Below are 12625 nucleotides of genomic sequence, written 5' to 3' on the forward strand. Positions count from 1 at the left end.
GCGGCGCAACCGGGGGGTAACTCGAAACTAATGTCGACACGCGACCAGATCGGCGCGCTCCAGGCACGCATGGGCGATGCGATCATCGGTCAGCGCGAGGTAATCGATCGGCTGGTGATCGGGCTGCTGGCCAACGGCAACCTGCTGGTCGAGGGACTGCCTGGCCTCGCCAAGACACGGGCCATCAAGGCGCTCGCGAAAAACCTGAAATGCGACTTCAGCCGCATCCAGTTCACCCCGGACCTGCTGCCCTCTGACATCACCGGTACTGAAGTCTACTACCAGGCCGAGGGCAGCGGCGAATTCCGGTTCGAGACCGGTCCGATCTTCGCCAACATCGTTTTGGCCGACGAGATAAACCGGGCGCCTGCCAAGGTGCAGGCCGCCCTTCTCGAGGCGATGGAAGAGCGCCAGGTAACGGTCGCGGGAAAGACTCACGAGATGGCGCCGCTCTTCATGGTCATGGCGACGCAGAATCCGATCGAGCAGGAAGGTACCTATCCCTTGCCCGAGGCGCAGCTCGATCGTTTTCTCATGCATGTGAACATCACCTATCCGCCGGTCGAGGACGAGGTACAGGTCATCGAGTTGGTGCGCGGCGAGGAGATCGCCGCCAGTTCCCAGACCACGGGCGATAGCGGCGGAAAGAAACAGGCCGCGGCACCGATCCCGCAGGAAGCCGTGTTCGCGGCGCGGCGCGAGATCGGCGCGATTCACGTCTCTGAACAGATGGCGCGCTACATGGCCGACCTCGTCTACGCGACCCGGTCTCCTTCCGCCTTCGGTCCGGATCTGGCGCGCTGGATCGAGATCGGCGCCAGCCCGCGTGCCAGCCTGGGTCTCGACAAGTGCGGGCGAACCCATGCCTGGCTGCAGGGCCGCGACTATGTCGACCCGGAGGACGTCCGGGCGATCGCGCCGGATGTGCTGCGCCACCGCCTCGGCCTTACCTACGAGGCGCAGGGCGAGGGCGTGTCGGCCGACATCGTGGTGGCCGAGATCATCAGGCAGGTGGCGCTGCCATAGGGAATGCGATGCGCGACACGGCGGCACGGATTCGGACCGGCACTCTTCCCGGACCTCTGCCTTCCAGCGCCGAGGACCCGCGCATACACATCACGCTCGACCATCTCAGAGCGCTCGAGGGCCGCGCGCGTCGTCTCACGTTCCTGCCGCGCCAGCCGGCACGCTCGATCCTCAATGGAAGGCATGCTTCGCGGTTGCGCGGGCGCGGCCTGAACTTCGAGGAGCTGCGCGACTACCTGCCCGGCGACGATATCCGCTCGATCGACTGGAAGGTGACGGCGCGCACCGGAACGCCGCACGTGCGCGTCTTCACCGAGGAACGCGACCGGCCGACGCTAATCGTCGTCGATCAGCGAATGTCTATGTTTTTCGGATCGGTGCTGAACATGAAGTCGGTCACGGCGGCGGAGGCGGCGGCACTCGCCGCGTTCCGCATCCTGGACCAGGACGACCGCGTCGGCGGCATCGTCTTCGGCGACGATCGCATCGCCGAAATCAGGCCGCAGCGCAATCGCAGGGCGCTGAACTGTTTTCTGGCGGCACTGGCCGATGCCAACCAGCTCCTTAGGTCCGACGCCCCGCCCGTCCAGCCCATATCGCTGACCCGCGTCCTGCGCGCCGTCGCACGCATTGCGCCACGCAATCATCTTGTCATCGTGCTCAGCGATTTCGACGAGATCGACGAGGAGACGTTCCGTCTGGTGTCCGGGTTGTCCCGACGCAACGACCTCGTCCTCGGTCTCGTGACCGATCCCTTCGCCGAGGACATGCCGGAAGGGCTGAAGCTCGTCGTCTCGGATGGTGTGCTCCAGGCCGAGATCGATACGGCCGATCGCACGCGGCACCGCGACTTGCGCGACATGGCGCGCGGCCGGCTCGCCGAGATCCTCGACTGGCAGCGACGGCTTGGCATTCCGGTGTTGCCACTTTCCGCCGCCGAGGAGACGCTGCCGCAGATGCGGCGGTTGATGGGGCTCAGCTCGGCATGAACGACGGCGCCCAAGTCCCCTCGGACCCCGTCGGCCTGATCGATCTGCTCAAGCGCCTGACCGAGCCGCCGCAGCCCCCTCCGATTCCCATGATGCCGCAGACGGCCGGATGGCTGGTGCTGGCCGCACTTCTGCTGTTCCTGATCGCCTGGGCGGTCTACGTCGCTGTCTGCCATCGGAAAGCGAACGCGTACCGGCGCGCCGCGCTCGCCGAACTCGGAACGGCCGGCGACGATCCCGCCGCGATCGCTGCGATTCTGCGGCGCGCCGCGCTTGCGGCATGGCCACGCGAAGAGGTCGCGAGCCTGACCGGCGAAGCGTGGCTCGCCTTCCTGGACCGGACAGGGGGCGACGGTCGTTTCTCGGAAGGGCCGGGAAAAGCGATCCTGAGCGCGCCCTATCGGCCCGCGCCGGGCGTACCCGCGAACGGCCTGAGCACGCTCGCCGGCCATTGGATCCGGCGGCACCGCGTCACGGCGGCGAAGGCGGGTCCGTGATGTCTTTCGGATTTCCCCTCGCGTTCCTGGTTCTCCCCCTACCGCTGCTCGTGTGGTGGCTCGTGCCGCCGCGCCGCGAGCGAGTACCCGCGTTGCGCTTTCCGTTCTTCCGCCAGATCGTTTCGGCCGTGGACGCCGTACCGCGCTCGGGCGCGGTGATCCTGTCGCGCACCCGGTTACAGATGATCGCCGCGATCGTCTGCTGGTGCCTCGTGGTGCTGGCACTGGCCAGGCCCGAGCGCGTGGGGATGCCGATCGAGATCACCAAGGCCGCGCGCGACGTCGTCCTCGCCATCGACATTTCGGGCTCCATGGACGCGCGGGATTTCATCGCACCTGGCGGTGAGAGAAAGCAGCGCCTAGAAGCCGTGCGCCAAGTGGTTCGGACCTTCGTGGAAGGCCGGGAGGGTGACCGCATGGCGCTGATCGTCTTCGGCTCCAAAGCCTATGTACAGGCGCCGCTGACCGAGGATCTCGAGACGATCATCGACATGCTGAACCGGACCGAGGTGGGTATGGCCGGCCCGCATACGGCGCTCGGCGACGCCATCGGTCTTTCGATCCGCACCTTCGAGACAAGCGACATCGACCAGCGGCTGCTGATCCTCCTGTCGGACGGCAGCGATACGTCGAGCCGGATGAGCCCCGTCAACGCGGCCGAGATCGCCGCCGACAAGGGCGTCGAAATCTACACCGTCGGCGTCGGAGACCCCGAGGCGACGGGCGAGAACCGCGTCGACCTCGCGACGCTGGAGGAGATTGCAAATCGGACCGGGGGCGCGTTCTTCTTCGCGGAGGACGAAACGGCGCTCTCCGAAGTGTACAACCGCATCGACGAACTGGCGCCGCGCGAGGTGGAAACCCTGTCCTACCGGCCTCGGCGGTCGCTTGCCTACATTCCGTTGGCCGTCGCCGCGCTCGTCGGTCTGGGTGTCGTGGTGTTGCTGCACTGCGGCTCCCGTCGGAGAGTTGCGGCATGAACGCGTTCGTCGTGTCTCTGGACGCCTTCCATTTCATCCGGCCGTGGTGGCTCCTGCTGGTGCCGATAATCGGCGTTGTGTGGTGGCGCGTGCGGCGGGCGGACCGTGCGCGCGACGTCCCGACGGACGGCATCGCCCCGCACTTGCGCGCCGCGCTCACTGTCGGCGCGGCAAGCCGGCGCAAGCTCAAGGCCATCGACGGCGCCGCTGTGACCCTCACGTTGCTGGCAATCGGCGCGGCCGGACCGACATGGTCGCGCGTTCCAGACCCCTTCGTCGCGCAGTCCGCGCCTGTCGTCATCGCGCTCAAGGTCACGGCGTCGATGGAGGACAGCGACGTTGCGCCGACGCGGCTCGAACGCGGCAAGCAGAAAATCCGCGATCTCCTGAAACTGCGCGCCGGCGCCCGGACCGCGCTCGTAGCCTATGCCGGTACCGCGCACATCGTGGTGCCGATGACCGAAGACCCGTCCGTCATGAACCCGTATCTCGAAGGGCTGACCCCGGAGGTGATGCCGGTCGAGGGCGATCGCGCCGCAGACGCGCTTCGGCTGGCGAGGGACCTTCTTGCCCAGGAGGAGTCTCCCGGCGGTGTTCTTTTCGTCGCCGACGCGCTCGACCCCGCGGACGTCGCCGCGCTCAACGAGTCGCCGACGCCGCTCACGGTCCTCTCGATGCTGCCGGAGGGCGTGAATGACAGGGGGGTCGACCGGCTGTCCGCACCCGTCGTGCCGGTGACGCCGGACGACGCCGATATCCGCAGGATCGACCGCACCCTCAACGCCGCCTACCGGCAGGCCATGCTGGAAAACGTCGAGCTGCCCTGGGAAGACAGGGGGTATTGGCTCGCCTGGCCCGCCGCGCTCCTCATCCTGATCTGGTTCCGCCGCGGCTGGACAATGCGTTGGGCGGCGGTGGCGGCGCTCGCGATCGGCCTTGCCGGTCCGGGACCGGCGCGCGCGGACGGTCTGGCCGACTGGTTCCTCACGCCGGATCAGCAGGGCTGGCTCGCGTTCCGCGACAGGGATTTCGGCCTGGCGGCGGAACGTTTCGTCGATCCGCTGTGGCGCGGATACGCGCTTTACCGCGCCGGCAAGTACGAGGAGGCGATCGTCGTCCTCGACCGGTTGGAAACGGCGGACGCCGCTTTCATTCAGGGCATGGCCTTCATCAAGTCGCGCTCCTATCGGGAGGGTGTGCGCGCCTTCGAGAAGACACTCCGCCGCGATCCCGACTATCCCCATGCCGCCGAGAACCTCGAGGTCTCCAGGGAGATCGTGGATTACGTCGAACGCGTTCGCGAACAGTCCGACACCGGCGAGGAGCAGGGGATCGGCGCCGACGAGATCGTGTTCGATAATGAATCCAATCGCGGCGTCGAAACGCAGATGGAGGCGTCCCAGGACCAGGGCGGCGGTCTGATGACGACCGAGCAATGGATGAATACGGTCGATACGCGCACCGGCGACTTCCTGCGGCAGCGCTTCGCGATAGAGGCGGCGCACACCAAGACGCAGGAGGCAACGCAATGAGGCTTGCCGTAGCGCTCCTGTTCATCCTGACGCTTGCCGCCCCGGCCGGCGCGCAACAGGACGCGAAGCCGGTCCTCGAATTCACCTTCGACGAGGCACAGGCAATACCGGGCCAGATGCTCAGCCTGCGCATGACGGTGCTGGTGCCGACCTACATGCCGAAGCCGCCCGTCTGGCCAGCTCTCGAAATGCCGAATGTGCTCGTGCGGCTGCCGGAGCGCTCGACCAATCCGACCAGCAGGCAGGTCGGCGACGAGACCTGGGCGGGCGTGACCCGGATCTACCGGATTTCGCCGATGGTGCCCGGCAGGTTCGCGATCCCGCCGCAGGAGATCGTCGTCACCTACGCCGATCCGGAAACCAACAAACCGGTGTCGGCGCACCTCACCACGCAGCCGCTGTCCTTTTCGGGGATCACCCCCGAAGGGACCGAGGGCCTCAACCCGTTCATCGCCGCCGATGCCCTGGACCTGACCCAGGAGATCGACGGCGACCCCGAAACGATGAAGCCCGGCAGCAGCGTGACCCGGACGGTCACGGCCACCGTGCGCGGCGTTTCGCCGATGTTTCTTCCCAGGTTGCTGCCGGCGACGGCGATCGAGGGGCTTGCCGCCTATCCCGACGAACCGGTCGTGATCGAGAAGGAAACCCGCGACGAGATCGGCGGGACACGGACCGAGCGCGTCACGCTGATGGCCGAGAGCGGCGGCAGTGGCGAGGCGCCGCCCGTTTCGCTCGGCTGGTATAATCTCCGGACGAAACAGGTGGAAACGGCTTCGCTGGACGGTTTCGCCGTATCGGTAGATGCCCCGCCGGCGCGCCGGGGCGAGCCCCTCGACTGGCGAGCGATCGGCATCATCGGTTTCGGCGCGGTGTTCGTGTTCGCGGTTCTGGCCTGGATCTTGAGGATAGCGGTCCCGCCGCTTGTCCGGGCGGTTCGGGACCGCTACGCGGAATGGCTCGCTTCGGAGCGCTGGGCCTATTCTGTATTGCGTGGCGTCGTCGCCGGCCGCCGGTTCGCCGATCTCTATCCCGCGCTCGACGACTGGGCGCAAAAGGTGCCCGGTCCCGATCCGCGCCGACACCCGGCCCTAAAGGATGCGCTCGTTTGGCTCGGTGCTGCCCGCTACGGAGCCAAAGAAGTCGGCAACACGGCCTCCGCCTGGAAAGCGATAGCCGCAGCCCTGCCGGATGCACGTCGCGCAAGCCGTAAGGTCGCTTCTCGCGCGTCAGCCCTGCCAGCACTGAATCCTGATGCTGAACTGATGGGGGGTGAATAGCCCCGAGTTTTCTAGACGCCCTCGGTTCTCATTTTCTGCTGCCGTTCGAACTCGACGGGTGACAGCATCCCGTTCCTGACATGTTTGCGCTTCGGGTTGTAGAACATCTCGAGGTGCTGTCAGACAAATGCGAACCAGTCTCTGTTTGCCCGACGCGCCTGTTCTCAGGCCGCGCCCAGCTGACACCACTCGGCAAGTGCGGCGGTGCGGTTCAGCTTGAAGATGTCTCGACTGGAATGGCTGCGTTCCTGGTTGAAGTGGTTGTGGACGGAGTAATGGACGGCGGCGAACAACTGCAAGCTTCGCATGCGTCGGAAGCGGAGCATCACCCGCTCCCTTTGTCGAAGGGGTAGGTGGGAATTTTCGACCCGATTGTTCAGCCAGCGTCCCGTGACGTGCAAATCGGACGCCGCCAGATCTCGAAGCGCCGCACGATACGACGGAAGCCTATCCGTCACGATTTCCTCCGGCGAGCCATAGCGCTTCATCAGTTTCCTGAAGAATTTCAGAGCCGCTTTCTTGTTGCGGCGCTTGGTGACGACGGCCTCGAGCACCTCTCCCTCATGATCGACAGCGCGCCACAGGTAGTGCCGTTCGCCGTTGATCTTCACGAAGACCTCGTCGACATGCCACCGCCAGTTCGAGAACGCTCGCATCTGATCGACCCGCCTGCGCTTGATCTCGGCCGCGAACATCGGGCCGAACCGGTTCCACCAGAACCGCACCGTCTCGTGACTGACATCGATCCCACGCTCGTGGAGCAGGTCCTCGACATTGCGCAGCGACAGCGGGAAGCGCACGTACATCATCACCGCCAAGCGGATGATCTCGGGGCTGGTTTTGAAGTAGCGAAATGGGTTCGGTCTGCTCATCCCAAAACGCTACGATCAGGCTGGCGATGGCTCAAGCCAGTTTGCTCTGACAGCGCCCATTCTTCACTACCAGCCGAGGGATCGGCGCACGGTTTCCGCGGCGGCGAGCATTCGCCGTAGATGGGCCGGCTCCTTCTTGCCGATCATCTGGGGGGTTAGTCCCGCCATCGAGAGCGCACAGACGATTTGGCCGGCGGCGTCGAGAACGGGTACCGCGAGCGCAGCCAGGCCGAGGGATACGTCGTCTACGGCGAACTCCCAGCCTCGCGCGCGGATCACCTGCAGATGCGCCCGCAGTTCCTCGGGATCGGTCGTAGCGGCCGGCGTCATGGTCTCGAGCGGCTGCGACAGCATCGCATCGATCTCGTCGTCGGACTGATACGCCAGCAGCAGCTTCGGCGCACCGCCGCTGTTGATCGGCAATGTTCCGCCAATCGGCCACCAGCGCACTTCCATGCCCTGCATGTCGTGCAGGCGTTCAAGACACAGCGCCGAATGATCGCGATAGACGGACAGGAACGTCGTCAGATGCAGTTCCGCGGCGATGTCAGCCAGTACGGGCACGGCGATGGACCGCAGATCGAAGTCGTCGATGACGTTGACCGCGAGGGCCCGGACCGCGCGCCCTAGGCCGTAGCGCTGGCTCACGGGATCCTGCACCACGAAACCGCAATTCATCAACGTCACCAGCAGGCGCCGGGTCGTTCCCTTGTCGAGGCCCGCGGCCGACGCGACCTCCGAAAGGGTCTGAAGCGGCCGTTGTCCGAATGTCTTGAGTATATCGGTCGCCCGCACGACCGCCCGGACATTCATGCCGTGCGTCGCGCCCGCCGCCGCGCCCTTGCTCGAAACCCCCATTTCGCCTCGCTCTCCTTCTTCTCGTCCGTGTAGCTCGCGGCGCCGTTTCGACGCCAGAGGGTGCACCATTCGCTCGGCATTTACCGCAAAAAAGCACAAGCCGGTCATTTCGCATCGTGAAATGAATTTTGTAGATTGACATAATCACTACACGCGTGCTTCTATCCCGAGCAACAAGAAAGACATGATCAGGGATAACGGGAGACGTGCGAGGTGGCCCATTGGCGCATCGGGAACGTGATCGTAGAACGGGTGGAGGAGTTCTCTTCTCCCGGGTATCCGCCATCCCTTCAGTTCCCCGACTACGATCCGGCGATCTTCGACGCGTTCCCGGAACTGCGCGACATGGACCGGCTCGATCCCGAGACCGGCCGAACCTACGCATCGATCCACACGTGGCTGATGAGGGTCGGCGACGAGATCGTCCTCGTCGACACCGCGACCGGTAACGACAAGCCCCGTACCGACCCGAAGTTCGAGCGGTTCCACCTGTTAAATTCCCCCGCCTATCTCGATCATCTGGCAGCGGCCGGGGTGAAGCCGGAAGACGTGACGATCGTCGTCAACACCCACATGCACGTCGATCATTCGGGCTGGAACACACGGCTCGAGGATGGCCACTGGGTGCCGACCTTCCCGAACGCGCGCTACGTTTTCGGTGCAGAGGAATACAAGAACTGGCAGCCCGGCGGCGTGACCGCCACGGCCCAGCCCGAAGGCGTTCCGGTGATCGAGGATTCGATCGAGCCGATCGTCGAGGCGGGCCTGGTGGAATGGGTCAGCGACGGCGACGCGCTGATGCCGGGCATCACCTTCCACGCGGCGCCGGGCCATACGTCCGGCCAGCTCATCATGCAGGTCGAATCCGCCGGCGACACGGCGATCTTCACCGCCGACTGCATGCACCGCGCCATGCAGATCTACCAGCCGACGCTGAACTGCTTTCTCTGCGAGAACAACGACCAGGCCCCGATCACCCGGGCGAAGGTGCTGGAGCGCTGCGCCCAGCGCGAGGCGCTGATCTTCCCGGCGCATTTCGGCGCGCCGCACGCCGGGCGAGTCAGGCACCGCGACGCCGGCGATGGACAGGAAGCGGGCTACCGCTTCGAGCCGGTCGAACCTACCGCCTGAACGACAGGAAACGACCCGATGACAGCCTCTCCCGCCAGCCTGGACACGAAACATCCCGCCATCGACGCGCTCACCGACGCCCTCGGCAACGCGGTCATGGCCGACGATGCGACCCGCGCCTACTACGCCAACGACATCTTCTGGCAGCCGGGAATCCGCCCACTTGCCGTGGTGATGCCGGGCTCCGCGGTGGATGCGGCGACGGCGGTGCGGATCGCCACCGAAAGCGGCATCGCCGTGGTGCCGCGCGGCGGTGGCATGTCCTACACGAAGGGATACCTGCCGGCGCAGGAGGAGGCGATCGTCATCGACGCCCGCAAGCTGAACGACGTGATCGAGGTCAATACCGGCGATCTCTACATCACGGTCGGGGCCGGCTGCACATGGGCGAAGCTCAACGAAGCGCTTGAAGGCACGGGCCTTCGGACCGGCTACTGGGGCCCTCTGTCCGGCGTCAACGCGACGGTCGGCGGGGCACTGTCCCAGAACAGCGCGTTTTTCGGTTCGACCCTCAACGCCACCGTCGCCGAATCCGTGATCGGCGTGACGGTTGTGCTCGCGGACGGAACGGTCGTGACGACCGGCTCCGGCGGACGCGCCAATGCCCGGCCGTTCACGCGCGAGGGCGGCCCCGACATGACCGGTATATTCCTCGGCGACAACGGGGCGATGGGCCTGAAGGTGTCCGCGACGCTTCGCCTATGGCCCCGGCCCGAGTCGGTCGGTTACCTGTCCTTCGGCTTCAAGACCAGCATCGACCTGGCGGCAGCCCAGGTGGACATGGCGCGCGAACGGCTCGTGTCCGAGGGCTTCGGAATAGACCGGACGAAGGCGTCCCATTCAGCCAGCGTCAATCGCATTTCGGACGGGCTGAAGACGTTGGGCAACGTCGCCAAGGCCGGCAAGACACTGATCGGTGGCCTGAAGGATGCCGCGGCGGTCGCCGCCGGCGGCGCGAACTTCCTGAAGCAGCACGAATACACGCTGCATCTCGTTCTCGAAGCCCGCAACGAAGACGAGCTGAAGACCTCGATGAAGCGGGCGCGCGAGATCGGCAACACCTACGGCGTCGAGATCGAGAACACCGTGCCAAAGGTGATGCGGTCGAAACCGTTCAGCCCGGTCCGCGGCATGCTCGGCCTCGACGGCGAGCGCTGGGTGCCGATCCACGCCGTCTTCCCGCTCGGCGACTGGAAGAAGGTCGTCGAGGCGAACGACGCCTTCTTCGCGGAGAAGAGGGACTTCATGGAGCGTCACGGGATCGTCTACTCCGTGATGTTCCTGACGGTGGGCGGCGAGTTCTTCATCGAGCCGGCCTTCTACTGGCACGACGAGATCACGCCGCTTCACGCCAAGAGCGTCGGGGAGGATGTGGTCAGGAAGTGGATCGACCGCCCGGCGAACGTTGCCACGCGCGAAGCGGTGGTCGAGCTGCGCGACGCCACGCAGGACCTCTACATCAGCCTCGGCGGCGTCAACTGGCAGGTCGCGCGGGACTATCCCTACAAGTCGGTGCTCTCCCCGGAAACCTGGATCCTGCTGGAGAGCCTTAAGCGGGCGCTCGACCCGAAGGGCCTGATGAATCCGGGTTCGCTGGAACTGGCGGCACCCGTTCGCACCGACTGACACAAGCCAAGACGGACGGCGCCGATCCGGGGGGCGTCCGCAGGAGGAAACTATGGGCTATACCATTACCGAGAAGATCCTCGCGCGTGCCGCCGGCCGCGATGCGGTCAAGGCGGGCGACGAGATCATGGCCAAGCCGGATTTCGTGCTGGCCTACGATTTCCCTGGCTACACCGACGTCTACTTCAGGCAGATGAAGGAGGAGTTCGGCATCGACAGGGTCGCCGAGCCCGAGCGGTTCGGCATCTTCATCGATCACATGGTGCCGGTCGCCACGCCGAAGGAAGAGGAACTGCATCAGGGCACACGCGCCTGGTGTGCGGAAAACGGCGTCGAACTGTTCGAGCGCCGCGGCATTGGCCATCAGGTCGCCGCCGAGGTCGGCTACGCGACGCCCGGCGCCTTTGTCGTTCATTTTGACGGTCACATCAGCCAGCTCGGCACCTTCGGAACGCTCGGAATCGGCATGCGCCGCAACGTCCTGGAAGCGTTCGTGCGCGAGAAGGTCTCGATCCGCGTGCCGCATACGGTCCGGGTCAACCTGCACGGCAGGCTGCAGCCCGGCGTGATGGCCCGCGACGTGTTCCACCACATGGTGCGCGTCTTGGGTCCCGCTTCCTGCCGCTTCCAGGTCCTGGAGCTTGGCGGCGACGGCCTGGAACACCTGACGACCGAGGGCATCCAGTCGATTACCTGCCTTGCCATGTTCACCGGCGCGCTGACAGCGATCGTCAACCCGGACAAGCAGCGTCTCGACTACGCCCTGCCGCGTGCCCGCAAGAAACTCGAGCCGGTCTACTCTGACCCTGACGCCGAGTATACAGCGGTTCACGATATCGATCTGTCCAATCTCGAGCCGATCGTGGTCGTGCCGCCGACGCCGGCGAATACCCGAAACCTGTCCGAGTATGTCGGACTGCATGTTCAGAACGGCTATCTCGGCTCCTGTGCCTCGGGCAGGCTCGAAGATATGGAGATAGCGGCGCGTATCCTGAAAGGCCGCCAGGTCAAGTCGGGCTTCATGCTGAACGTTATCCCGACGAGCCAGGAGATCATGGCCGAAGCCGCGCGGCGCGGCTACGTCTCGACCCTCGTCGAAGCAGGCGCCTTCGTTTCGTCGTCGAGCTGCGACTACTGCTTCGGCCGCATCGCAACGATGACCGAAGGCCAGCGGGCGGTATCCACCGGCACGCTGAACGTGAAGGGCCGGATGGGCAGCCCCGACTCGGAAATCTACCTGTGCAACGCGGCGACGGTGGCGGCCTCGGCGATCGAGGGTCGGATCGCCGATCCGCGCAAGTACCTGTGAGGGCCGCCATGACGCTGAAGAACTTAAGGGGCCGCGTTGCCTTTATCTTCGAAGAGGACGACTTCGACGTCGACCAGATCGTCGGCGTGAAGAACATCAAGATCCAGGATGTCGACGAGCTCGCATCCTACGCGATGAAGACCTACGACCCGGACTTCGCCAAGTCGGTTATGCCCGGAGACTTGATCGTCGGCGGCCACAACTTCGGCTACGGCCATCCGCACTATCCGCCGATGAAGGCGCTGCGCCACCTCGGGATTTCCGGCGTCATCGCCGAGTCCTTCTCGCCTGGCTACTGGCGCGGTGAGATCTCGATGGGATTCCCCCAGGCAAGCTGCCCGGGCATCCGCGAACTCGTCAGCCGCTGGGACGGGATCGAGGTCGACTGGCAGGAGGGCGTCGTCCGCAACCTGACCAGGGGCACCGAACTGCCGTTCGAACCGCTCGCCAGGGCGGATGCACAGATGCTCGAGGCCGGCGGCCTCGTCCCTTATCTCAAGCAGACCCCGGCGTCCTGATCGCCGG

General features: G+C 65.5%; 12 protein-coding genes. 10 read left to right on the plus strand and 2 right to left on the minus strand.

Translation table 11 applies throughout. The annotated features are described in order from the left end of the window. The first annotated feature begins 30 nt into the window (after positions 1-30). Genes MUB46_RS20740 through MUB46_RS20765 form a run of 6 tightly spaced genes read left to right on the plus strand, consistent with a single transcriptional unit; the run spans position 31 to position 6304 of the window. Positions 31-1026, plus strand: a complete 996-nt coding sequence (locus tag MUB46_RS20740; protein ID WP_261617880.1) for an AAA family ATPase — start codon at positions 31-33, stop codon at positions 1024-1026. Positions 1027-1034: 8 nt separating this feature from the next. Further along, positions 1035-2015 carry a DUF58 domain-containing protein gene (locus MUB46_RS20745; protein ID WP_261617881.1) on the plus strand — a complete coding sequence of 327 codons (981 nt, stop codon included), beginning with the start codon at positions 1035-1037 and terminating at the stop codon, positions 2013-2015. After that, positions 2012-2512: a DUF4381 domain-containing protein gene (locus tag MUB46_RS20750; protein ID WP_261617882.1), complete on the plus strand. Its 501-nt coding sequence runs from the start codon at positions 2012-2014 to the stop codon at positions 2510-2512. Before MUB46_RS20745 ends, MUB46_RS20750 begins: the two co-directional genes overlap by 4 nt. After that, the gene (locus MUB46_RS20755; protein ID WP_261617883.1) at positions 2512-3492 is read left to right on the plus strand and encodes a VWA domain-containing protein; all 981 of its coding nucleotides are present in this window, start codon (positions 2512-2514) and stop codon (positions 3490-3492) included. Before MUB46_RS20750 ends, MUB46_RS20755 begins: the two co-directional genes overlap by 1 nt. Further along, positions 3489-5024 carry a VWA domain-containing protein gene (locus MUB46_RS20760; RefSeq protein ID WP_261617884.1) on the plus strand — a complete coding sequence of 512 codons (1536 nt, stop codon included), beginning with the start codon at positions 3489-3491 and terminating at the stop codon, positions 5022-5024. The genes MUB46_RS20755 and MUB46_RS20760 overlap by 4 nt, the downstream gene beginning before the upstream one ends. Further along, the gene (locus MUB46_RS20765) at positions 5021-6304 is read left to right on the plus strand and encodes a hypothetical protein (RefSeq protein ID WP_261617885.1); all 1284 of its coding nucleotides are present in this window, start codon (positions 5021-5023) and stop codon (positions 6302-6304) included. The genes MUB46_RS20760 and MUB46_RS20765 overlap by 4 nt, the downstream gene beginning before the upstream one ends. 164 nt (positions 6305-6468) lie before the next feature. Here the strand turns inward: MUB46_RS20765 and MUB46_RS20770 are convergent, their stop codons facing one another. After that, on the minus strand, positions 6469-7176 hold the full coding sequence (locus MUB46_RS20770; RefSeq protein ID WP_261617886.1) for an IS6 family transposase: 708 nt from the start codon (positions 7174-7176) through the stop codon (positions 6469-6471). 66 nt (positions 7177-7242) lie between these two features. Continuing rightward, complete coding sequence (locus MUB46_RS20775; RefSeq protein ID WP_261617887.1) at positions 7243-8142, minus strand: IclR family transcriptional regulator; 900 nt, start codon at positions 8140-8142, stop codon at positions 7243-7245. A 105-nt stretch (positions 8143-8247) separates the two neighbouring features. Here MUB46_RS20775 and MUB46_RS20780 point away from each other — a divergent pair, with 105 nt between their 5' ends. The 4 genes from MUB46_RS20780 to MUB46_RS20795 are packed head-to-tail and all read left to right on the plus strand — an operon-like array spanning position 8248 to position 12618. Then, a complete protein-coding gene (locus MUB46_RS20780; protein WP_261617888.1) occupies positions 8248-9165 on the plus strand; it encodes an MBL fold metallo-hydrolase in 918 nt (305 codons plus the stop codon). Positions 9166-9183: 18 nt separating this feature from the next. Further along, positions 9184-10791, plus strand: a complete 1608-nt coding sequence (locus tag MUB46_RS20785; protein ID WP_261617889.1) for an FAD-binding oxidoreductase — start codon at positions 9184-9186, stop codon at positions 10789-10791. A gap of 52 nt (positions 10792-10843) precedes the next feature. Then, the gene (locus MUB46_RS20790; RefSeq protein WP_261617890.1) at positions 10844-12100 is read left to right on the plus strand and encodes a 3-isopropylmalate dehydratase large subunit; all 1257 of its coding nucleotides are present in this window, start codon (positions 10844-10846) and stop codon (positions 12098-12100) included. Positions 12101-12108: 8 nt separating this feature from the next. Then, positions 12109-12618 carry a LeuD/DmdB family oxidoreductase small subunit gene (locus MUB46_RS20795; RefSeq protein ID WP_261617891.1) on the plus strand — a complete coding sequence of 170 codons (510 nt, stop codon included), beginning with the start codon at positions 12109-12111 and terminating at the stop codon, positions 12616-12618. Positions 12619-12625: the final 7 nt, after the last annotated feature.

This window comes from Microbaculum marinisediminis (genome assembly GCF_025397915.1).
In the GTDB taxonomy this organism is placed as follows: domain Bacteria; phylum Pseudomonadota; class Alphaproteobacteria; order Rhizobiales; family Tepidamorphaceae; genus Microbaculum; species Microbaculum marinisediminis.